The sequence below is a fragment of the Methanomassiliicoccales archaeon genome (assembly GCA_013415865.1).
Taxonomy (GTDB): Archaea; Thermoplasmatota; Thermoplasmata; order Methanomassiliicoccales; family UBA472; genus MVRC01.
The window spans coordinates 713,711-734,686 of record CP058896.1; the positions used below are offsets into that span (position 1 = coordinate 713,711).

Annotated in this window: 22 protein-coding genes; 11 read left to right on the forward strand and 11 right to left on the reverse strand. The window is 55.1% G+C overall.

Annotated elements, in window-relative coordinates:
* The first annotated feature begins 3 nt into the window (after positions 1-3).
* Genes HPY73_03460 through HPY73_03470 form a run of 3 tightly spaced genes read left to right on the forward strand, consistent with a single transcriptional unit; the run spans position 4 to position 1,160 of the window.
* Positions 4-222, forward strand: a complete 219-nt coding sequence (locus HPY73_03460) for a carboxymuconolactone decarboxylase family protein (protein ID QLH74598.1) — start codon at positions 4-6, stop codon at positions 220-222.
* Between the two features lie 2 nt (positions 223-224).
* Entirely contained in the window at positions 225-836 is a 612-nt protein-coding gene (locus HPY73_03465) for a hypothetical protein (GenBank protein QLH74599.1), read from the forward strand.
* 45 nt (positions 837-881) lie between these two features.
* Positions 882-1,160 (forward strand): hypothetical protein, encoded by a 279-nt coding sequence (locus HPY73_03470; protein QLH74600.1) that lies wholly within the window; start codon positions 882-884, stop codon positions 1,158-1,160.
* A 115-nt stretch (positions 1,161-1,275) separates the two neighbouring features.
* Here HPY73_03470 and HPY73_03475 read toward each other — a convergent pair whose 3' ends face one another.
* From HPY73_03475 to HPY73_03500, 6 genes are all read right to left on the reverse strand, one after another.
* Positions 1,276-1,455: a hypothetical protein gene (locus tag HPY73_03475; GenBank protein QLH74601.1), complete on the reverse strand. Its 180-nt coding sequence runs from the start codon at positions 1,453-1,455 to the stop codon at positions 1,276-1,278.
* Between the two features lie 166 nt (positions 1,456-1,621).
* Positions 1,622-2,530 (reverse strand): methylenetetrahydrofolate reductase, encoded by a 909-nt coding sequence (locus tag HPY73_03480; GenBank protein QLH74602.1) that lies wholly within the window; start codon positions 2,528-2,530, stop codon positions 1,622-1,624.
* Entirely contained in the window at positions 2,527-3,231 is a 705-nt protein-coding gene (locus HPY73_03485; GenBank protein ID QLH74603.1) for a methylenetetrahydrofolate reductase C-terminal domain-containing protein, read from the reverse strand. Before HPY73_03485 ends, HPY73_03480 begins: the two co-directional genes overlap by 4 nt.
* A gap of 1 nt (position 3,232) precedes the next feature.
* The gene (locus HPY73_03490; GenBank protein ID QLH74604.1) at positions 3,233-3,580 is read right to left on the reverse strand and encodes a hydrogenase iron-sulfur subunit; all 348 of its coding nucleotides are present in this window, start codon (positions 3,578-3,580) and stop codon (positions 3,233-3,235) included.
* Between the two features lie 52 nt (positions 3,581-3,632).
* On the reverse strand, positions 3,633-5,288 hold the full coding sequence (locus HPY73_03495; GenBank protein ID QLH74605.1) for a CoB--CoM heterodisulfide reductase iron-sulfur subunit A family protein: 1,656 nt from the start codon (positions 5,286-5,288) through the stop codon (positions 3,633-3,635).
* Complete coding sequence (locus HPY73_03500; protein ID QLH74606.1) at positions 5,285-6,517, reverse strand: CoB--CoM heterodisulfide reductase iron-sulfur subunit A family protein; 1,233 nt, start codon at positions 6,515-6,517, stop codon at positions 5,285-5,287. Before HPY73_03500 ends, HPY73_03495 begins: the two co-directional genes overlap by 4 nt.
* Before the next feature lie 166 nt (positions 6,518-6,683).
* On the opposite strand from HPY73_03500, the gene HPY73_03505 reads away from it, so the two are divergent.
* Positions 6,684-7,523, forward strand: a complete 840-nt coding sequence (locus tag HPY73_03505; GenBank protein ID QLH74607.1) for a polysaccharide deacetylase family protein — start codon at positions 6,684-6,686, stop codon at positions 7,521-7,523.
* Positions 7,520-8,149, forward strand: a complete 630-nt coding sequence (locus HPY73_03510; GenBank protein ID QLH74608.1) for a DUF3786 domain-containing protein — start codon at positions 7,520-7,522, stop codon at positions 8,147-8,149. The genes HPY73_03505 and HPY73_03510 overlap by 4 nt, the downstream gene beginning before the upstream one ends.
* Here HPY73_03510 and HPY73_03515 read toward each other — a convergent pair.
* Positions 8,133-9,806, reverse strand: coding sequence for a formate--tetrahydrofolate ligase (locus tag HPY73_03515; protein ID QLH74609.1), 1,674 nt, complete (start codon positions 9,804-9,806; stop codon positions 8,133-8,135). The two genes, HPY73_03510 and HPY73_03515, sit on opposite strands and share 17 nt — an antisense overlap.
* Positions 9,807-9,940: 134 nt before the next feature.
* Between HPY73_03515 and HPY73_03520 the strand changes: the two genes are divergently transcribed.
* Both HPY73_03520 and HPY73_03525 read left to right on the forward strand, forming a co-directional pair.
* Positions 9,941-10,828 carry a bifunctional 5,10-methylene-tetrahydrofolate dehydrogenase/5,10-methylene-tetrahydrofolate cyclohydrolase gene (locus HPY73_03520; protein ID QLH74610.1) on the forward strand — a complete coding sequence of 296 codons (888 nt, stop codon included), beginning with the start codon at positions 9,941-9,943 and terminating at the stop codon, positions 10,826-10,828.
* Between the two features lie 249 nt (positions 10,829-11,077).
* Positions 11,078-11,656: an RNA 2'-phosphotransferase gene (locus HPY73_03525; GenBank protein QLH75641.1), complete on the forward strand. Its 579-nt coding sequence runs from the start codon at positions 11,078-11,080 to the stop codon at positions 11,654-11,656.
* A 321-nt stretch (positions 11,657-11,977) separates the two neighbouring features.
* Here HPY73_03525 and HPY73_03530 read toward each other — a convergent pair whose 3' ends face one another.
* Positions 11,978-12,226 carry a hypothetical protein gene (locus HPY73_03530; protein QLH75642.1) on the reverse strand — a complete coding sequence of 83 codons (249 nt, stop codon included), beginning with the start codon at positions 12,224-12,226 and terminating at the stop codon, positions 11,978-11,980.
* A gap of 193 nt (positions 12,227-12,419) precedes the next feature.
* Between HPY73_03530 and HPY73_03535 the strand changes: the two genes are divergently transcribed.
* The 4 genes from HPY73_03535 to HPY73_03550 all read left to right on the forward strand — a co-directional run bounded on the left by HPY73_03535 (position 12,420) and on the right by HPY73_03550 (position 17,268).
* Positions 12,420-13,268: a DUF2797 domain-containing protein gene (locus tag HPY73_03535; GenBank protein ID QLH74611.1), complete on the forward strand. Its 849-nt coding sequence runs from the start codon at positions 12,420-12,422 to the stop codon at positions 13,266-13,268.
* A gap of 49 nt (positions 13,269-13,317) precedes the next feature.
* Positions 13,318-14,265 (forward strand): DUF1743 domain-containing protein, encoded by a 948-nt coding sequence (locus HPY73_03540; protein ID QLH74612.1) that lies wholly within the window; start codon positions 13,318-13,320, stop codon positions 14,263-14,265.
* Between the two features lie 53 nt (positions 14,266-14,318).
* Complete coding sequence (uppS, locus tag HPY73_03545) at positions 14,319-15,101, forward strand: di-trans,poly-cis-decaprenylcistransferase (GenBank protein ID QLH74613.1); 783 nt, start codon at positions 14,319-14,321, stop codon at positions 15,099-15,101.
* A gap of 445 nt (positions 15,102-15,546) precedes the next feature.
* Positions 15,547-17,268 (forward strand): TIGR04190 family B12-binding domain/radical SAM domain protein, encoded by a 1,722-nt coding sequence (locus tag HPY73_03550; GenBank protein QLH74614.1) that lies wholly within the window; start codon positions 15,547-15,549, stop codon positions 17,266-17,268.
* Positions 17,269-17,270: 2 nt separating this feature from the next.
* Here the strand turns inward: HPY73_03550 and HPY73_03555 are convergent, their stop codons facing one another.
* The 3 genes from HPY73_03555 to HPY73_03565 form a co-directional block, all read right to left on the reverse strand.
* On the reverse strand, positions 17,271-18,362 hold the full coding sequence (locus HPY73_03555; GenBank protein ID QLH74615.1) for an NAD(P)/FAD-dependent oxidoreductase: 1,092 nt from the start codon (positions 18,360-18,362) through the stop codon (positions 17,271-17,273).
* A gap of 57 nt (positions 18,363-18,419) precedes the next feature.
* Positions 18,420-19,388 carry a polyprenyl synthetase family protein gene (locus HPY73_03560; protein ID QLH74616.1) on the reverse strand — a complete coding sequence of 323 codons (969 nt, stop codon included), beginning with the start codon at positions 19,386-19,388 and terminating at the stop codon, positions 18,420-18,422.
* Between the two features lie 129 nt (positions 19,389-19,517).
* Positions 19,518-20,975, reverse strand: a complete 1,458-nt coding sequence (locus tag HPY73_03565) for an NADH-quinone oxidoreductase subunit N (GenBank protein ID QLH74617.1) — start codon at positions 20,973-20,975, stop codon at positions 19,518-19,520.
* Between the last annotated feature and the right edge of the window lies 1 nt (position 20,976).

A 20,976-nucleotide genomic window follows, 5' to 3' on the forward strand; every position in this document is an offset into this window, starting at 1 on the left:
CGTATGGACGAGAGGACCAGGGAGCTCGTTGCGATAGCGGCCTCGGTGGCAGGTCGTTGTCAACCATGCTTCAGGCATCATTTGGAGAGGTCTAGAGAGCTTGGCGTGAGCGATGAGGATATCAGGTCGACCATCGCCTTGGCCTCGCGGATAAGCGAGGTGGGCGATCAACGGATGGTCGAGTTTGTGGAGTCGTTGATGAAGGGGGGAATGGAGGGGTAGATATGGTGATAGAAGAGATCGACCTTTATCGTTTGAGCGCGGATGTCCTGGAGAACTATCTCCCGACCGATAAGAGCCCGCCTGAGGGCTTTGGGTCCTGGGGGGATTTCGCGAAGGCATTGACAGATGGCAAGGCCAGAGCATCCGATTGTAAAAAGATCGACGGTAAGATGGCCTTTGCCATGGATGCTGTCCTGAGCATAGATATCCATTTGCCTGAGAGCGACCCAATGCAAAGGAAGGTGCCAGAGGTCCTCTTCGAGTACAACTCGCCTGATGTGGGCTCGCCTGTGTTGCTCACCAGCAACTCGGTCATCACTCACCAGATCTTGAAGTTGGTCCTTGATACGGCCAAAGTGAAGGCCTTCGTGATTCCAGTTGACACTAATGGTTACACGCTGGACAACGCAGTCATCACCGGTAACTTCACCCCCATGGGGGTGCTGAAGGCATTGACCGATAGCAACATTGCTGCCAAGACCGGGGCAAAGAGGGCAGTGCTCCCGGGTCTGGCGAAGGACCTGAAGAACAATATCGAGCGGGCCACAAGATGGAGCATGGAGGTAGGTCCGGTCAGCGCGTTCGAGCTTCCATTGTATCTTCTGACCAGATGACCTGATGTAGATAATGGTCGATTTAGGACAAGATACGGGACATACATGGCAGGCATCTTGGTCAAAAGGTTCGAATGGCCGGCCTCTTGGCTCAAAGGGGAGGTCAGGTTGCATTGCATCGCATGTGAAGCTGAGGTGGAGAGGATGGAAAAGGTGTGCCCCCGATGCAACGCCCCTCTGCGCAAGGAGTGTCCCATCTGCCACTACTGGGTGGAGATGGATGCCTCGACCTGCGTATCATGCAGATATCTGTTCCCCCTCCCTCTGAAGAGCAAGGCCACGGTCAGGATGTGGCACGGAGCAGATGCTTCGGGGGGTCCTTGAGCGGACGAACGATCCTGATTGGTCATCGATGAAAGAGCTAAAAATCAGGATGAAATGTAATAAAGGCGTTTGAGGACCTCACGGCCCTCCCTATACCAAAATCAGCAGGAGCTGATCAGTACCTGTCCTTCGGCTTGTGCTTCTGATAGCAGTCGCGGCAGTAGACAGGCCTTCCCTCGGTCGGCTTGAACGGTACCTGCGTCTGCTGTCCGCAGTCCGAGCAAGTAACATCGTGCATCTCGCGTGGCCCATCGTTCCTGGGGCGGAAGCCGCCCTTACCTCTGTTTCCGTACATTACTAAACTACCTATGTTGTCTTATTTCCTGAACCCCTTGCGAAGAACAGGATATCCGTGCTATGCCGCCCCTACTATTTAAAAGAATGTGCAAGATGTATGAAAATGGGCGCGGGCCCTTTCATCCTCGGACCGCTGGCCAAAATGAACGTCCTGTCCTTTCAATTCAACGGGGAAGAAGGCCCGCATCCTTCACGATCTCAGGTATTATCTCCTCCCATGCGACGGCCATCAAGTGAACGCCGTGGACCCCTTCTATGCCCTTGAGATGCTCGATCTGCTCGAGACATAACCTTGCTCCCTCTGCCTTTTGGTCCGAGGCCTTTTTCATCCTGTCGATTACCTCGTCGGGCACGATCATCCCTGGGACCTTGTTCTTCATGTACAGGGCCGCCTTGTGCGATCTGATCGGCATCACCCCTGCCAAGATATGGGCCATCTCATGGAGGCCCATCGACCTCACCTGCCTCATCCAGGACTCGAACCTTCCGACATCATAGACTGCCTGGGTCTGGATGAAATCGGCCCCTGCCGCGACCTTTTTGGCCAGCCTCCTCGCCCGGTATTCGAATGGGTCGGCGAAGGGATTCGCGGCCGCTCCAAGGAAGAGCTTTGGGGGCTCCTCGAGCTTATCCCCTCCCCATACCTCTGCCTCGTCCCTCATCCTGCGAAAGATCATAAGCTGTTGGACAGGGTCGACGTCGTAGACGTTCTTGGCCTCTTTCTGGTTCCCGAACGATTGGTGGTCACCGCTTATGCAGAGCACGTTCCTTATACCAAGCGCGCTCGCCCCGAGGATGTCCGACTGCATGGCTATCCTGTTCCTGTCCCTGCAGGTCATCTGTATGATCGGTTCCAGGCCCTCCTGGAGGCAGACCACCCCTGAGGCGATGCTCGAGAGCCGGACGATCGCTGTCTGATTGTCCGTAAGATTGAAAGCATCGGCGCTTCCCTTCATGACCCTCGCGTGCCTTCTGATGACCTCGGCGCTAGCTGACTTTGGTGGACCTATCTCTGCCGTGACCGCGAACCTTCCTTTCGAAAGAACGGCCTCCAGGTTGCTGCCCGCCTTCATCTCGATGCCCCCTTTGCCCTTTTCTCCTCATCGGTCAGCACTGCCTCTTTCCTGACGACCTTCCTTGGACCGCCGCTCCTGCTGGGCCGCCAATCCCTCGGTGGTATGGGGACATCCATCAGATCTGGACGGCCGAGCCTCTCAAGGCTGTTATATATCTGGTCCCATGCGCAAGGAACGTCAGGGCCGATCTCGCATCTGCCGCCCTGTGAGCCGCCGCAAGGACCGTTCATCAACGACTTGGAGCACCTGGCCACCGGGCATATCCCCCCTGTCAGATGCAGGACGCAGTCCCCACATCCCCCGCATTTTTCAAGATAGATCCCATGTTCCTCTGGGGCCCCCATGTTAGAGGTGTTCAGGCCGGGGACCACCCTGATGTCCGGGTACATTTCCTGGACCACCTGGGCACCGACCCCGCAGGCCAGGGAGATGATGCAATCCTTCCCTATGATGGCCTGCTCCAGCTGTGCCACGAACTCCTTCTCACATGCCCGTTCCAAGGTCTCCTCCGATATATCCCACCCTTTTGACCTGAGGTCAGAGTGCAACCTCAACGCCTCTGAGAGGACGCCGACCTCCTTCTCCCCTCCGGCAAGACATATGGCCACGCATGACCTGCAGCCGACGACCAAGATCTCCCTGTGCCCTTCTATGATATCGATGAGCTCCTTGAGCTTCTTCTGCTCCCCTATGATCATACTAGGCCCTCCCTTCGAATACCGGCCCCAGCCTCGAGACGCGGGATGCCATCTCCCTTGCGGCCTCGGCGAAACGCCATCCCTGGTTCGAAGCGATGTTGAACATCTCCACCCTCTCACCATCTATCCCTAGCTGCGATAGCAGCTCCCTCGCCTGCTCGACCCTTTTCCTTGCCTCGATGTTACCGAACTGGTAATTGCAGTTCCCCTCGAGACATCCGACGACCATCACGGCATCGGCCCCATCCCTAAAGGCCTTGATGATATGTTTTACATCAACCCTTCCAGTGCAGGGAACGCGGACCGGTATCACGGATGATGGATATTCCTGACATGTGGCACCTGCCATGTCGGCCGCCGAATATCCACAGAATGAGCATACTAGAGCTACGATCCTCAGATCAGATGCCCCCTATCGATGCTTTGATCTGCTCCTCTATCTGATCGTCCCTGAAGGAGCTCAACTGGATCGCCTTGCTCGGGCATGCGCTGGCGCAGATACCGCAGCCCTGGCATCTGGACTCTTCTATCATCGCCTTCCCCTCAGGACCGATCGAAGGCGCACCATAAGGGCATACCCTGGCACAGGTCAGGCAGCCAGAGCATTTTTCCTGCCACACCTCCGCCTTCTCCCCTTCATCGAGAATGTCGCCTGCCAGCAGCGCCGATGCCTTGGCGACCGCCGACCTGGCCTCCAAGCTCGGCCCTATCCCAAGGCTTCTCTCTACCGCAGTTCCGCAGATGAAAACCCCTTCTTTCAAAGATGATGATGGTTTGAGCTTCGCATTCGGTCTTCTCAACCTCCCATTGTCATCCAACGGGAGCCCGAGCGCCCTGGCCGTCCCATGCATATCAGGCACCTTTGTGATGTTGTCGATGACCACCATGTCATGATCGATCTCAAGGGTCCCGCCTAGGCCAACATCGCGGACCAGCATCTTGCCCTCTACTGTCATGTCAGGCATGGAGTCGGTCCTGATGATGATCACGCCCAACTCCTGTGCACGGCGATAGCCGTGCTCGCACTGGCCCAGTGCGAAGACCTCGCGCGTGATTATGTAGACGACCGTCCTCGGCGCCATGCTTTTGAGATAAAGGGCATTGTGCACCGCCTCATGGGTGGACAACGGGTCGAACGCGCTCTCCCCGGCATCGTCCATGGCCAACATGACCACTGTTCCGTTTGGCCTGTTGCCCGAGCGGAGCATCTCCTCGAGCTGTCTCTGGTCTATGACATTCCCTTTTATCTTTGACCGAAGAGGGTTGTCCATGGGCACCTCATCCATCGCGACGATGACCGCCCCTGCGGTCAAGGCCACCTCGCCGAGAGGTGTTCCGACCCGAATTTGAAGGTCTCCAAGACCTCCCTCAGCGCTGATGACCTCCGATGATGTCGATATCGCAAAGGACCTTCCCGCCTTCCTGCAGAACGCTTCGAACCCGTCCTCCTCGAGCGAGACCACCTCATCGTCATGTCCTTCGTCCCCGAGCCGCTCTGAGGGGCAGATGAGCGTCACCTCATGACCCAGGGCGACCGCCTCTCTGGACGCGACCTTGGCGCTGTTACCATTACCTATGATCAATATCGAGCTGTTGACCTTCTTATTTCTGCTGGAGGGTGTTGGTTGCAGCATCATGCACCTTCTCAAGGAACCTCGGAGCATCATCTTGGCCTTGGCCGTTGCTTCGGGCACACCATGGACCAATGCGGAATGCTCCTTGATGTTGCACACCTCGACCAGCGACCGGTCCAGACCTGCCTCTGTCGCCAACCGTTTGAACCGTCCGATAGAGATCTTATAAGAGCAACCTGCGACGATGAACCGGTCGACCTCGCCGGAGAGGAGGGAGAGGCGCATCCTGTCCTTATCCTCCCCTTCACAACAATTTTCGAGCACCTCGGCCGACCTGACATGCTGGAACATCAGCATGTCCTCCTTTAATGCTTCCAGATCGATCCTCCTGGCCACATCTCCCTTGCATCCACAGAGGAACACCGCCACCCCCTTCGGCGGGGACAATGGCGCGTGGGGCCCGTCTGGAGATGGTGGTATCATTTCCTCCCCTCCAGGTATTTCTTCACCTTTGCGGCGGCGACGGCCCCTTCCATCGAGCTTTCCTCGATGTCCTTAGGGCCAGCGCATGTGCCGGCGAACACCACTCCCTTCTCCTCGAGCGTCCTCGCCTGCCTGCCCTCTGAGAAAAAGAAACCATGGGGATTGAGCTTTGCGCCGATGGTCTCAGCGATCTCCTCGTTATGCGGCGAAGGTCTCATCCCGACGGACAGTACCACTAGGTCAAAGGCCTCCTCCACCACACCAAGATCGCCGGGAAGGGCATATCTCATTACGGGGCGACCGTCATCTCCAGTGAACACCTCGGAGGGCCTCGACCTTATTGCCCTGACGCCCTTCTCGAGAGAGGCCCATTCGAGAAGGTCGTCCCCCCTCTCCAAGGGTCGCCAGTCCATGAAGGTGAAGGTGATCTCGGTGGCCGGCGACATGGCCTTTATGAGCTTAGCTATCTTCATCGAATATTTGCAGCAGACCTTGGAACATAGATGCGCACCGAACCTGGCATCCCGGGAACCGACACATTGGATGAAACAAATTTTCCCGGGCCTGCCTGAAGCTATCCTCCTGCCAAGCTCGTCCATTTTTCCGATGCCTCTTTCAACCTCCAGGGAGGTCACTACGCCATCGACCACGCCATAGCCTAGCCTCCTGTCGGCGGACGGGTCGAACGGTACCGAGCCTATGGCCACTATGATCGCGTCCGCCTCGACCTCCAATGTCTCCTCCTCTCCCTCAAGGTCTATTGCCCCCTGAGGACAGGCCACTGAGCATTCCTCACACCCGTTCCTTGTATGAGCGCACCTTTCCTGGTCGATGCAGAAGAAAATGCCCTCCCTTGCACTGTACATTGTGATCGCTGAGCCTTTGCATGCTTCCATGCATCTTCCACACCTGGTGCATATCTCATCATCGACCAGCTTGGACCGGGACAATGTCGCTCTATACCTACCGGACCTTCTTTCCAACATCTCGAGCTTTGAGTCCTTGATGGTGATGATTTCATCCGACCCTGCCACGATCGCGACCTTGTCCGTCGCCAGGCAGACGTCACATCTGACACATTGTCTGACGCCCTTGCAGGCCAGTTCATTCGCGGTCCCTCCGATGCATGGCGATCTTTCGACCAGGATGGGGCTGAATCCGAACCTAGCAAGAGCAAGCGCGGCAGAGATGCCTGTCGTCCCACCGCCCAATATCAGGACGTGGGCCAAGCTAATCCCCTCCTGTCCCAAGATATTGTCCGCATCTACCTTCTCTCAATCGCTTACCAACCATTCGGACCCTGGACCGCATATAAAATATTTATGAGGGCCGGGGAAGATGGCCTTCGGTCGTCAAAGATAGGATTATCTACATCCGCATGGTTCAGAACGTTATATGCGACGGTGCTCGATCACGGTCGATGTCGACAGGGATGTGAACCAGGCGGTCGCTGGCAAGGTATGTGCGATATCTATGGAAAAAGATGGCAGCACCGAGCCGAGGTTCAGCTCTTCTGCCAAAGGACTTGAGGTGATCGTGGATGTCCTCAACGGTCTGGATGTCCAAGGTACTTTCTTTTTTGAGGCCAGGACGGCAATTGAAATATCTAAGGTCATTGACCTGCCCTCCTTGATGAGGGGGCATGAGGTCGCTTGCCATGGATATGACCATGAGGATCTTACTGGGCAAAAGACAGGGTCTCCATTGGGACCTGGAGAATTGGACGACATCCTTGAGAGGTCGATCTCAGTGGTCCGAGAGCTTTTCGGGGTGTCCCGCATGGGTTTCAGGGCACCGTACCTCTCTTGTGATGACCTCGTCGAGAAAGAGCTTGTGAAAAAGGATTTCATCTATGATTCTTCAAAGGTGACCTCCTTGAGCAACGGCGTCATCGGACCGTTCATCACTGAGAACGGCATCGTAGAGGTGCCAGTTGCCTCTGGGACGGACGCGGATGGAAAGAAGATCGTAGGGTATCTATGGCCGATGCATGAGGGAAAAAGGAAGGTGGGGGACTATATCCATCTGATGGGGCAGTTCGAGGATGGCCTCTTGGTCTTCGCGACGCATAGCTGGCATATGGTCGAGAACTTCTGTTCGGGTCTGCTCTGCGCCACAGATTCAAGGGCGCAGAGGGACAACCTTCATGAGCTCATCTCCAAAGGCATGGACATGGGCCTTGAGTTCGTCAGGGTCGATGACCACCTGTTTGAGCATGGACCGAGGGCCTTATGAAGAGCGCACGGCAAGGAGAGATGTGCTATCTCCCTTCCTTGGAAAGGGCATGGGACATGCTGGCGGACCTGGACCTTAGAGTGGCGGCCGAAAGGGCCGGCGGACGGGCCGAAGGGTCCATGATATTGATAAGGATGCTCAATGGCGAGGCGTCCATCGAACCAGGAAGGAGAAGGATCGAATGTAATGTTCCAGGCTCTGGGTTCCTCCTCGAAATAGTGGTCCTGCATTACGTGAAAGGATGCCTGGACAACGCCCCATCGAAAGGGAAGGAATGGCTGCTCTTCAGACAATTGCCGGGCGGGGAGGTGTTCCAGCCCGCGTTCCAAAAGAGGGTCGTCCAAGGGATCGCCAAGAGGTTCTCTTCCCGGCCCGATGAACTTTTGAGGGCCGGTCTCTCCCTAGGTGGAAGAAAGGAAGATCTCGGCGATGCGACGGTGGTGCTTCCTTTCTTTCCTAGGCTCGAGGTCAGGGTCACGGTGTGGGAGGGTGACGATGAGGTGCCTGGCAGTGCGACGCTCCTCTTCTCTCCAGAGACGCCGTCCTTGCTCCCGACCGAGGACCTGACCGAGGTGGGAGAGGTCGTTCTTTCCGCCCTTTTAAAGGCCGTCAATAAAGGCCGGTGATCTTCCCGTTCTCGTCGATGTCCATCTTCAATGCCGCCGGCTCCGAGGGCAGACCGGGGATCAGCATGATCTGCCCGCATATCGGCACGACGAACCCCGCACCGGCGGAGACACGGACCTCTCTCACCTTCAAAGTCCATCCGCGGGGGGCGCCCTTCAATTTTGGATTGTCGGTTATCGACAGCTGGGTCTTCGCCATGCAGATCGGAAGGTTACCATAACCAGACTGTTCTATCAGCTTCAGGTTCCTCTCGGCCTCGCCCTCGAAGATGACGTCCGCCGCACCATAGATCTCGGTGGCGATGGTCTTTATCTTCTCCCTTAGAGGACGGTCCGAGGAGTACAGCAATCTGAACTCGCAGGGCTCGTTCTCAAGGACGTCGAGGACCGCCTCAGCGAGCTCCCTCCCTCCCTTTCCACCTTCTGCAAAGACCCTGGACACGGCGCATCTCACGCCCTTGTCCTTGCAATGCCTCCTCACGAGGTCTATCTCTTCCTGGGTATCTGTATCAAAGAAGTTGATCGCCACAACGACCGGTACGCCGAACTTGCGTATGTTCTCGATGTGCTTGTCGAGGTTCTCGAAGCCCTTCCTGAGAGTGAGGCAATCACCTTTGCATATCTGGTCCAGCGTGGCGCCTCCGTGCATCTTGAGGGCCCTGATGGAGCACACGATCACCGCGCAATCGGGCCTCAGGCCGTTGCTCCTGCACACGATGTTGAAGAACTTCTCTGCACCAAGGTCGGCTGCGAACCCCGCCTCTGTCACCACTATGTCAGCGAGCTTCAGGGCATACTTGGTCGCGATGATGGAATTATTACCGTGGGCGATGTTGGCGAACGGGAACCCATGGATGAAGAAGGGATCACCCTCCAATGTCTGGACCAGGTTGGGGCTCAGCGCATCCTTAAGCAACATGGCCATCGCCCCCACGCAGCCCAACTGCGATGCGGTGACGGGCTTCCCCTGGTAGGTGTAGGCTACGATTATCTTGCCAAGCCTCTCCTTGAGGTCGGACATTGAGGTCGACAGTGCCAATACCGCACTTATCTCGGAGGCGGCCGTCACGATGAACGACGATTCGTGCGGCGTTCCGCCCTCGGTCCGGCCGCCGAGACCTACAACAATGTTCCTCAGCTCGCGACAGTTCATGTCCATGGCCTTGCTCAGGACGATCCTTGTCGGGTCTATACCGAGCGAATTGTCCCTGGATACGTGGTTCTCAAGGACCGCGGAAAGGAGGTTGTGCGCTGCTGCGACGGCGTGTATGTCGCCAGTGAAATGCAGGTCTATGTCCCACATGGGATAGACCTGAGAATAGCCACCACCGGTCGCCCCTCCCTTGATGCCGAAGATGGGGCCCAGTGACGGTTCTCTCAACGCCCCCATGACCTTCTTGTCCATTCTGCCGAGGGCCTGCACCAGCCCTATGGTGGTGACGGTCTTTCCCTCCCCTGCGGGAGTGGGGGTGATCGCCGTCGTCAGGACCAATTTACCGTTCGGCCTTTGGTCGAACCGCTTCAGAACGTTCAATGGGACCTTTGCAATGTATCTTCCATAAGGTATGATCTCTGATTCTTGGATGCCCAACTTCTCAGCTATGTCACCGATGGGCCATGCTTTCGCATCCTGGGCTATCTCGATGTTCGACCTCATCGTCCTGCCACTCCCTGTTCTCGCATATTGAACCTTTTATTAAATACTCATCATGTCCTGGCGAGGTTCTCCATTGTAAACGCCTTGACCAAGATTAATAATAGCCCATCATCATTTTCGCGCGGAGATATGCGATGACGGCTCGTTTGATAGATGGTAACGTTGTTGCGGAGGCCATAAGGTGCGATCTAAGGGAGAAGGTCTCTAAGCTGGCCTCAAAAGGGGTCCGTCCCGGTCTCGCCGTCATCATAGTCGGGGAGGACCCTGCCTCCCAGACATATGTAAGGATGAAAGAGAAGGAATGCTCCGATCTGGGCATCCTTTCAAGGACCATAAGGTTACCGACGGACACAAGGGAGGAGGAATTGTTGTCCATCATCGATGACCTGAACATCGACGATGAGGTCCATGCAATGCTCGTCCAGATGCCCCTACCAAAGCAGATAGACCCGCAGAAGGTCATCATGAGGATCGCCCCGGAGAAGGATGCGGACGGGTTTCATCCAGTGAACGTAGGGAAGATGCTCATCGGCGACAGGTCAGGTTTTCTGCCATGCACCCCGCATGGGATCCAGGTCATGATGGAGCGCTCGGGGGTAATGACCGAGGGGAGGCACGTGGTAATCTGTGGGAGGAGCAACATAGTCGGAAAGCCCATGGCCGCCCTACTCATGCAGAAGGGCAAGGGAGCGGATGCCACCGTGACCGTCTGTCACTCTAGGACCAGGGACCTGGCCCATCACACAAGACAGGCAGACATCCTGATCGTGGCCATGGGGGTCCCTGGATTCATTAAACAGGACATGGTCAAGGAAGGGGCGGTGGTCATTGATGTCGGCATGAACCGTGTCGAGGACCCGACATCAAAAAAAGGGTATAGGCTGGTAGGGGACGTGGACTTTGAAGAGGTGAGCAAGAAGGCCTCTGCGATAACTCCTGTGCCCGGGGGTGTTGGCCTGATGACAAGGGTGCTGCTCATGGAGAACACGATAAAGGCCGCCGAGAACAGTCTTGCCAAATAATGAGATAAAGAGAGATGGGGCCAGCCTATCATCATGCTTCATCCACCAGCTCATCTCCTTGGGGAATATGTCCTTTGGACGGTACATGTCGTCAGTGAGATGAATTGGACCGAAAGCGATGATGTAGAGGCTGAAAAGTTTAAAATCGAATATCCTGTTGAGGTCTTCGTCATGTTGAAGGAATGTAACGAGCATGGGTATTTCCGCGGGGAGAGCTGCCCGGTCTGCGGAGAAAGTGGCAAGTTCCTGATGAACGACCAGGAGCTCGAGCAGATAGGGAGGACGATGGCAGGGGTCCTCAGGCACTTCCCTGAGAAGTTCGGACTGGAGATGGACGACCAGGGCTTCGTCGACCTCAGGCAGTTCGTTAATGCGCTGAAGAACCAGAGCAGAAGGAACCATTGGATAAGGCCGCATCATATAATAGCGATCATAGAGACCGACCCTAAGGGCAGATATCAGGTGAGCAACAACCTCATAAGGGCGACCTATGGACATTCCATAGAGCTGGACCTTAAGCTCCCGACGGGCAATGTCCCCGACAAGCTCTACTATCCTACGACCGAGGAGGAGGCCGATATCGTGTTGGAGACCGGCCTCAAGCCTTCGGACAGGAAAATGGTGCATCTCTCAAAGACCTACGCGGACGCTATGAACGCGGGAAGGGTACGTACAGAGAAGCCTGTGATCCTGGAGATCGATGCCAAAGCGGCCATTGCCAGCGGGCTGGTCATAGGTCAGGCCGGAAGGACGGTATTCCTGGCACCAGAGATACCGGCGGAGTTCCTCAAGAAGGCAGAGCCTGTAGAGGAAGAGGTCATCCAATAATTGACTGCCCCATCATCATCTCGACAATCATGGCCCATTAGTCCTAAATGGGAGTTCTTTCCATCGCTTTCATGATATTCATATTTTAAGCCAAACCAAGTCCCTTCCAGACCAGGTGTTGAGGTCCTCGCCCCATACTGAACCATCGACCCTGAGTGGCCTCACCAATGAACGGACGGGCCGCCAGCATATCACTTGACATTTTATGATAGGCTCTGCCCGTGGATATGGACCTTACGATGAAATGAAATGTATGAGCAAATTACAAGGATAAGGAAATTACAGGGCCCGGACCAACAAAAGGGTCAGATCATTTCCAGATCACGCGATGGGTGCGACGATCTCGAGCACCTGGAAAACGATGGTCAGCGAGAAAACGACGAGCAAAGGAACGATCGCTGCGTCAAGTATCGCCAAGACCTTTCTTGACCTCTTCGAGGATGCGGTTATCAGCTCCCTGGATGAAAGAAGCATGATGAGAAGTATTGCTATGAGCGCCCCTCCCACGCCTATGCCGATCGCCGTGGTAAGTGATACCGCTGAGGAGGCAGAGGTCGTGGTCGTCGAAATTATGCTCATTGCCAGATCCATTCTTTCACTTAGAGTGTTAGAAAACCCCTCTTTATATTTATATTTTTTTATGATAATGCTCATCTTTGATAATATCCCAAATCCATTTTTCCTGATGAGGGGCCTATACATCTCCTTACTTTCGTTCGGCCCTTCCAAAGGGTGATTAACTGATGAAAGGTATCGAGGTGCAATGTTCGTCAGGGCGGACAAGCTTCTCGGCCCGAGGACATACCCGACCATTGGATATCATGTGATCGATTTCGAATGGGAGGGCTATGAGCCGTTGCTCTTCTGGTATGTTGAGAGGGAGGGCCACATCGAGAGGGCGGACCTTAAAGAGATAGAATGGAAGGTATCGTCCAACAAGCGGTGCATCGGGAGGTCCGATGAAAAAGGATATCACCGATGCCCGGATTCCATGCCGGTCTCCAGATTCGCTCAATGCCCACGTTGCTCCGCTGCCTGGATCGGTCACCAGGAATGCATATTCGAGCCCATGTGCGCGGGCGAGAGGTGTGGGTCCACGATATGTGGAAAGGAGCATACGGTCTACATGGCCTTTTTTGGTGAGAGCGCCAAGGTCGGTATGACCACGAGCTCGAGGCTGGAGGAAAGGGGGATCGAGCAAGGTGCTGATGCCATCGTTCCACTTGTCATGTCCCCGAACCGGATGGAGGGAAGAAGGGCCGAGAAAGAGATATCAATGCAGCTCGATGTCACGCAGCAGATATCAAGGAAGAAGGCCGTCAGCCTCCTGGCAAGGCCAGTGATGTGGGACAAGCTCGAACAGACATATGAACGGTTTCTCAAGATATTATCAAGAAAAATGGATGTCCTGGGAGAAAGGCTGATACGTTTGGACGGTTACCCTCTCAAAGGATTGCAAGGGCGGAAGGTGGACCTGGTCCCGACAGAAGGGGCTCATAAGGGGAAGGTCCTTGGGTTAAAAGGCAAGTTCCTTGTCTATCTGGACGAAGAAGGTAGGACATGTGCCATGGAGGCTTCTGACCTTCCCGGGAGGCACATCTCAGCAAAATAGATTTATCGATGGAGAGCATGATGAGGCACCTTCACCTGTTGGTATTGAGATGACAGTGAGACTCACACCTGATGAGGTCCGGCAGAAGTATGGTAAACTTTTCTGCAAGGGAATATATGCATTGGTCGATGAAAAGAACGGGGTCGCTCAGATTATCGAGGAATGTTCAGCAAAGGGGCCCGTCGAGTGGGACGCCGTGAACCGAAAAAGGGCCAAGGGCGTCATCACTGATGTCAGGGTCGAGGGGACTACTCTCATAATGGACGCGGTCATTGGAGAAAGGGAGGTCAGCTTCGGACCAGCGTCGAAGGACGTCGGCGGTCAAGGGCTCAGGGCGTTGAAGGTCGAGGGGGACCTGGTCAAGACGACCTGGGTCGGACTTGCGGGTGCGAGCGTTGGCATCGGCGCATGCATGCCACAGGGGCCAGGGACGATAATGGCCGAATACCCCGATGACGTGAGGATCGGGGGGGCGCATAGGATCGAGGTCACCGTGACCATGCCCAAGATGGTCAGGGTGATAATAGCTGTCGATGATACAGACACCAGGGAGAAAGGTGCCTCTTGGTCCATGCTGCTGAGGATAGCGAGAGAATGCGAGATCGGCCATATGCTCGAGCACAAGATCATCCAGCTGAACCCCGAAGTGCCTGAGAAGACCACCAACTGCGTCTCGGTCGCCGTTTCTTTCGCCGTGGAGGTCAAGGACGTCGAGAGGCTTATCTCCTATTTCATTGAGAGGATACGAGAGGCCACATTCTCGAAGGAGACCACCATGGTCGTTTTCCAGGGACTGAAGGTCCCTAAAGAGGTCGAAGAATATGGTCTTCGTGCGAAAAAAGAGATATTGACCAGGGAGATGGCGATGGAAGTGGCCGAAAGGAACGGGCTTAACGTGATAGAGGTGACCGGACGACGTGGGATAATCGGGGCAGTCGCCGGCATAGGGTGCTTTGATATGGGCATCAGGGCGGCAGGGCTTCCAGAGGATTTCTGAAGGGCCATCGGAAATAAAATAATCTTACAGATCATCGGCACTCAGGAGCTTAGATGAAGAACGAGATCTCGAAAGTGATCGCGAACACGGCGTACCAGACCTATGAGAGGAAGCTCTTCAAGGAGGTCACCGATGGGCCGATCCCGCATCACGTCGCCATCATCATGGATGGTAACAGACGCTTTGCAAGGGAGTTCGGCCTCTCCGCGAACGAAGGGCATGTCAAGGGCAAGGAAAAGCTGGAGGAGGTCATGGAATGGTGCCTTGAGCTCGGGATCAAGATCCTCACGGTCTATGCTTTCAGCACAGAGAACCTGAAGAGGGAGGCCCAGGAGGTCGAGTACCTCATGGACCTTTTCGCTGAGAACTTCAGGAAGTTGGCGAAAGATGAGAGGATCCATAAACATAGGATCAAGCTCACTGTGATAGGACAGATCGAACTTCTTCCTGATAAGGTCCAGGAATCTATCAGGGAGGCTTTGGACGCCACGAAGGACTATGACTCCTATTACTATAACATCGCAATAGCCTATGGCAGCAGACAAGAGATAATCCAGGCGATAAAGAGGGTGGCGGAGAAGGTCAAATCCGGAGAACTGGATATCGACCAGATAGATGAGAAGCTTGTGTCCAGCCATATGTATACTGGCACCTTGCCCGACCCGGACCTGATATTGAGGACCTCAGGAGAAGAGAGGGTATCGAACTTCCTGCTATGGCAGCTCGCATATTCCGAGCTCTACTTCACTGATGTCTATTGGCCTGGTTTCCGTCGTGTCGATTTTCTAAGGGCCATAAGGTCCTTCCAGCAGAGAAAAAGACGTTTCGGTAAGTGATGGACTGGTGATGTCATATCCCCCACCCCCCCTAGTGCTCCCGATGGACGGGACCGGAGATAGACCGTCGACCAGAGAGCTTAATGCAAGAGGTCCGAAATGTCCGGTGGCACTCAATCTATTATATATTATAATAATACATTAATAAAATTAGCCTGCTGATCGCAGAGATGCATAAAATGGACCTATCCTACATGTCCTCACGAGGAGACATTGTGTCTCCAAGCGTATGATCGGGCCTCGGAGCGTGGCCTCACCGTCATATCATACCATGCCAGTCCTATAGGACGAGGTCCTTGAACGCATCCCGATCAATATTCCGTAGCGGTCCCCATCCAGATGGGTAAATGCATGTCCCTGGTCATAAACGCAGGTCAAAGGTCCGATCGCCCAAACCTTTCTTATAACCCTAGCACTTTTTCCGCAATGTCCGAGGAAGGAACAAATGGCCAAAATGGACCTGATACTTCTGCATGCTCCGAGCGTATATGATTTCAGGAAGGAGTTCCTCTTTTATGGTCCGGTCAGCGACCTGGTCCCTTCAACCCCTGTGTTCGAGATGTATCCTTTCGGGTTCATGACCATGGCCACGGCCCTGCACTCTGAGGGGTACCGCGTCAGGATCATCAATCTTGCAAGCATGATGCTCAATGACCCTAAGCTCGATGTCGAGAAGTTCATATCCAGACTGGATGCGGATGTCTTCGGCATCGATCTTCATTGGTTGCCCCATGCGCATGGTTCACTTGAGATAGCGAGGATCGTCCGGGATAAACATCCTGGTTCCAAGATCCTTTTCGGAGGTTATTCTTCCACGTATTATCATCAAGAGCTCATCAATTATGACCAGGTCGACATGGTCCTTCGCGGCGACTCCACCGAGGTCCCTGTCTGCGAGCTTTTCCACGCCTTGGAAAAGGGGAATGACCTATCAAAGGTGCAGAACCTCACCTGGAAGGAGGGTGGGAAGGTCCGTTCCAATCCGATCACCTATGTCCCAAAGGACCTGGACCACCTTGATGTGGATTACGGATGGATCGTGAGGTCCGTCATCCGACATCGGGACCTGGAAGGTGCCAAACCCTTCAAGGACTGGGACAGGTATCCGCTCACGGTCGCCTTCACGGTCAGGGGTTGCACCGTGCAATGTGCCGTGTGCGGGGGGTCCTGCGGCGCAATGAAAGGATTTTTAGGGAGGTCCAGGCCAGCTTTCCGTTCTCCAGAGAAGGTCGCCGAGGACATCTACAACATACAGAACTACCTAAGGGCGCCGACGTTCGTCGTCGGGGACCTGAGACAGGGAGGGAAGCACTACGCTGACAGATTCTTTTCAAGGGCTAAGGAGCTGGGCATAGATAATCAGGTCATACTCGAGCTCTTCACCCCAGCACCTCTGGAGTTCTTCAAGCAGGCGAAGGAGAACCTCTCATCATATTCAATAGAATTCTCACCAGACTCGCATGATGAGACCGTCAGAAGGGCATTGGGCCGAAACTTTGACACCGCCTCCATGGAAAAGACGGTATATAATGCGCTCGATCAGGATGCAAGGCGCTTCGATATCTTCTTCATGATAGGGCTTCCCCAGCAGACGCGCATCTCCGCATTGGACAGCGCGAGATACGCCAAGAGGCTCTACGATGTGGTCTCGAACGACACAAGGCTTTTCGTATATACCTCACCTCTCGCGCCTTTCCTAGATCCGGGCAGCATCGCCTTTGAGAATGCCGACAAGCTCGGATATATCTCTCTGGCAAGGACCCTCGAGGAGCATAGAAGGCGACTTCTCAGCCCAAGCTGGAAATATGTGCTATCATATGAGACCAGATGGATGATTAGGGACGACATAGCAGAGGTGTCATATGATGCGGCGGACATCCTGAACGAGGTGCGCCATGAATGCGGGCTCATCGACGCAAGGGAGCTGGAAGACAGGAAATGCAGGACCGCTGCCGCAAGGGAGATGATGCGACGCATCGACGAGGTCGTTGCCATTGAAGATGAGAGGATGAAGAAAGAGGCCTTGATGTCCCTTAAGAAGAGCTCAGAGGAGCTTATGAATTCCACGATATGTCAGAAGGGCGACCTGGAGTGGAATGCTGGCAGCGTCATCAAGAGCGCCCCGCGCGCGGTCCTTGGGATGATCAGAGGAAGGAAAAGGAGGTAGTGTCAGGGCAATATCGGCTTGCACCTGATCAACTTGTTTATCCGCCTCTGCCCTAGAGAGCGCATTGCCATCTCTAACCTCCAGGTGCTGCCGAAGCAGGTGTTGGCCAACATCTTCGTCCTGACCGCCGTCCTCAAAGGCCCATAGATCTGCTTCCTGCACAATGATTCATAGTCCTCAAGAGGTGCCCCGTTCTTGATGTGCATCGCCGCGACCCTTCCGGCGAAACGCCCGCACAGCATCGCTATCGGTATCCCACCGCCGTTGACGGCCATGACCTGACCCGCGGCATCCCCCACCAGCATGATGTTCCCGTTGACCGCCCTCCTTATCGGGCCTGACATTGGGACGAACTTGCCCATGACCGGCATTTCGGACCGAAGGCCCTTCTGTTCAAGGAACCTATCGAAGTACTCACCGACGGTCATCTTGGCAAATCTCTTCGCTACGCCCAGGCCGACGTTCGCTGAGCCCTTCTTTGGTATTATCCATGCATATCCGCCCGGGGCTACCGACCCGAAGTACATCTCCGGCATTGGATCAAAATCCCCATTGACCTGGACCGTGACGGCCGGACATAGGTCGGTCGACCTGCCGAGCCCTGCGTCCTTGGCCACCTTGGACAATGGGCCATCGGCCCCCACCACGACTTTGGCCTTGATCTCCATCCCATCGGCAAGTGCCACACCGTCCCTCAGGCCATTGTATTTGACCCCGGTTATTAGTTTGGCACCTGCCTTGACGGCCCTCTTGGCCAGATACTGGTCGAACCTTCCTCTATCGGTGGTATACCCAGCGAATGGGACCTCCCAGCTCCTCATCTTTGGAGAATATAGGCGTATATAGGCCGTTTCCAGCAAGCGGAGGTCGCCAGGTATCTCAAAGAGAGGTGCTATGTCCAATGCATCAGGGAATATCTGAGAGATCTCCTCCACATGGGGCATGAACTCGCCACACCTCACAGGCTCACCGACGACCGGTCTCTTCTCGATCAGCAGTACCTCGGCACCGTTAAGGGCGGCATGCTCCGCGGTCGTGCTGCCTGCCGGCCCGGCACCGACGACCAGGACATCGACCTCGACCTTTTCGACCATGCGATCACTCTGTGTCATCCGATATGATTATATGAAGCTGACCTGGAACATTTCGCATCAGATGTTCCTTTCCTCAAGTGAGTCTGCGAGCATCTCCATGGACCTTGTGTAGCTCGACGCCGTGCCCATTTCGATCACCGCATCCTTCGCCTTGGACGTATAATCGGCGACCATCATCCTCGCCCTCGCCACCGCGTCGGTCATCGACACGAGGGCCATAGCCCTCTCGAGATCGTCCTTTGTCTTTCCCTTCTTCAGGAAAAGGGCCTTTAGGTCCTTACCGACCTTCTCATCGGCCATGGCATATAGGAGGACAAGGTTCGGTTTGCCGTCCATGAAGTCCACCCCCCTCGGCTTACCGAGCGTGGCCTGGTTGCCCACCACGTCCAATATGTCATCGCGTATCTGGAACGCTATCCCGATGTTCAGACCATACCTTCCCATCAATGCCATGCGTTCACTGTCCGCGCCCGCGAGATAGGCACCTATCATGGCGCTCGCCTCCATGAACTTAGCGGTCTTTCCCTCTATGATCTTAAGGTAGTCCTTTAGCGAGGTCTCAGCATCTTGCTCGTGGATTATCTGCAACATCTCGCTCTCGGCGATGGATGTGCAGGCATCGGCTATCATATCGACGATCTTCTCGTCGAAGGTGCCGCCGAGCTTGAATGACTTGACAAAAAGGAAGTCGCCGGCGATCAGGGCCCTTTGGGTGCCGAAGCGCTTGTATGCGGCCTCCCGGCCCCTACGGAACTCACCTGCATCATTGATGTCGTCGTGGATGAGGGTCGCGGCATGTATCATCTCAAAGGCCGATGCTATCTTGATCACCTTTGCGGGGTCCTTACCTCCGTTGGCCTTGAACGAGAGCAGGGCTATCGCCGGACGGATCCTTTTACCTCCGGAACCGATGACATAAAGCGATATCTCAGTGAGGAGGCTCTGCTCGGAGAATACACGGTCGCGCATCTCCTGCTCGACCATGTCCAGCTCTTCTCTTATTGTAGAGTCCCACGTCAGGACCATTGCCGCTCGATATGGTGAATGCGTACTTAACGGTTATTCCAAAATATGTTCTCGTCCTGATGCATTGCTTGTAAGGCCAGTAATGAAAATGAAAAGGAAAAATTAAGGTCTGTTAAGAGGTTTGGGCGCTCACGACAGGAACGCAAAGAAGCTCGATGCCGCGTTCTGGCAGGCCTCGAAGAACGGACCTGGGAAGATGCCCATGACCACCACCGCGGTCACGCAGATGAGGACGGCGGCCACCATTGTGCTCGGCAGCTTCAGCTTTTCCTGGTTCTCCCCCTTCTCCACCAACATGTACTTTATTATCCGCACATAGTAGAAAAGAGATATCGCGCTGTTGATGATCGCGGCCACGGTCAGCCATAACAGCCAATCGTTACCTGAGGTGACCGCATCGATGGGCGCGGAGAACAGGAAGAACTTTGAGGCGAATCCGGCCAGAGGTGGTATGCCCGCTAGCGACAGGAGGAAGATGGTCATGGAGATGGCCATCAACGGTGACCTCTTTGCGAGCCCCTTATAATCGTTGATGCTCTCACCGACCGCCACCACACCGAGCGTGGCGACTATCATGAAGGCCCCGCCCTTCATGAAGGCGTGCGTCACGATCTGGAACAATCCGCCGGCGAGCGCGTAGTCAGTCGCCACAGGGATCGCCATCAATATGTAGCCCGCCTGGGCGATCGAAGAATAGGCCAACATGCGTTTTATATTGGTCTGGTTGAGGGCGGCGAGGTTACCTACCGTCATCGTTGCCACGGCCATGATCGCCATCAGCAGCTCCCAGTCCGCCTTTATGGCTATGATGCCGATAAGGAAGAACTTGAACATGGCGACGAAGCCCATCTTCTTGCTGCCAGCTGCAAGCATCGCGGTGATCGTGGTCGGAGCTCCTTCGTAGACGTCAGGGGCCCACATATGGAACGGTACCATCGAGATCTTGAAACCGAACCCGACCACCGTCATGATCATCGCGACCCACATGATCTCGATGTTCTCGGTACCTTGGGTGATGAGGTAGTAGTTGATGCCGTCGAACCTCGTGGTGCCCGCGTACCCATAGACCAAGGAGATACCGAACAGCGCGAAACCGCTTGACATCGCGCCGATGATGAAGTACTTGGTCGCCGCCTCAGCGCTCTTCACGTCCTTCTTGCGGAAGGACACGAGCGCATATGATGAGAGGCTTGTAAGCTCGATCCCGATGAAGAGCGCGAACAGGTCGGTGGCACAGGCGACGAACAACATGCCCACGGTCGCCAGGAGGATCAACGAGTAATACTCTGGCTTGTGCCTGTCACCGTCAACGTAGGTTATCGAGGCCAGGATGACATAGAAGGCCACGGCCAGGAACACGTACATGAAGATGACCGCGAAGTCCTCTAACAGCACGAACCCTTGGAACCCGACAGGCAACGAATATCCGTCCGTGATGGACCATATGCTGAACCCTGCCAGCGCTATACCTACAAGGGAGAAAGCCCCCAGGACCTTCGACGATCTGGTGACCATGCCCAACGCAGGAAGGGCGATGGCGAACATTGCCAGCACGATCTCTGGCGTTATTGCGGTATAATCTACCATC

Coding starts and splice junctions, on each gene's coding strand:
- HPY73_03555 (QLH74615.1), bottom strand. CDS start 18,362: ATGGTCGAAAAGGTCGAGGTCGATGTCCTGGTCGTCGGTGCCGGGCCG.
- HPY73_03475 (QLH74601.1), bottom strand. CDS start 1,455: ATGTACGGAAACAGAGGTAAGGGCGGCTTCCGCCCCAGGAACGATGGG.
- HPY73_03485 (QLH74603.1), bottom strand. CDS start 3,231: ATGATCATAGGGGAGCAGAAGAAGCTCAAGGAGCTCATCGATATCATA.
- HPY73_03465 (QLH74599.1), top strand. CDS start 225: ATGGTGATAGAAGAGATCGACCTTTATCGTTTGAGCGCGGATGTCCTG.
- HPY73_03480 (QLH74602.1), bottom strand. CDS start 2,530: ATGAAGGCGGGCAGCAACCTGGAGGCCGTTCTTTCGAAAGGAAGGTTC.
- HPY73_03560 (QLH74616.1), bottom strand. CDS start 19,388: ATGGTCCTGACGTGGGACTCTACAATAAGAGAAGAGCTGGACATGGTC.
- HPY73_03505 (QLH74607.1), top strand. CDS start 6,684: ATGCGACGGTGCTCGATCACGGTCGATGTCGACAGGGATGTGAACCAG.
- HPY73_03495 (QLH74605.1), bottom strand. CDS start 5,288: ATGATACCACCATCTCCAGACGGGCCCCACGCGCCATTGTCCCCGCCG.
- HPY73_03520 (QLH74610.1), top strand. CDS start 9,941: ATGACGGCTCGTTTGATAGATGGTAACGTTGTTGCGGAGGCCATAAGG.
- HPY73_03470 (QLH74600.1), top strand. CDS start 882: ATGGCAGGCATCTTGGTCAAAAGGTTCGAATGGCCGGCCTCTTGGCTC.
- HPY73_03515 (QLH74609.1), bottom strand. CDS start 9,806: ATGAGGTCGAACATCGAGATAGCCCAGGATGCGAAAGCATGGCCCATC.
- HPY73_03460 (QLH74598.1), top strand. CDS start 4: ATGGACGAGAGGACCAGGGAGCTCGTTGCGATAGCGGCCTCGGTGGCA.
- HPY73_03510 (QLH74608.1), top strand. CDS start 7,520: ATGAAGAGCGCACGGCAAGGAGAGATGTGCTATCTCCCTTCCTTGGAA.
- uppS (QLH74613.1), top strand. CDS start 14,319: ATGAAGAACGAGATCTCGAAAGTGATCGCGAACACGGCGTACCAGACC.
- HPY73_03540 (QLH74612.1), top strand. CDS start 13,318: ATGACAGTGAGACTCACACCTGATGAGGTCCGGCAGAAGTATGGTAAA.
- HPY73_03525 (QLH75641.1), top strand. CDS start 11,078: ATGAACGACCAGGAGCTCGAGCAGATAGGGAGGACGATGGCAGGGGTC.
- HPY73_03535 (QLH74611.1), top strand. CDS start 12,420: ATGTTCGTCAGGGCGGACAAGCTTCTCGGCCCGAGGACATACCCGACC.
- HPY73_03550 (QLH74614.1), top strand. CDS start 15,547: ATGGCCAAAATGGACCTGATACTTCTGCATGCTCCGAGCGTATATGAT.
- HPY73_03490 (QLH74604.1), bottom strand. CDS start 3,580: ATGGCAGGTGCCACATGTCAGGAATATCCATCATCCGTGATACCGGTC.
- HPY73_03565 (QLH74617.1), bottom strand. CDS start 20,975: ATGGTAGATTATACCGCAATAACGCCAGAGATCGTGCTGGCAATGTTC.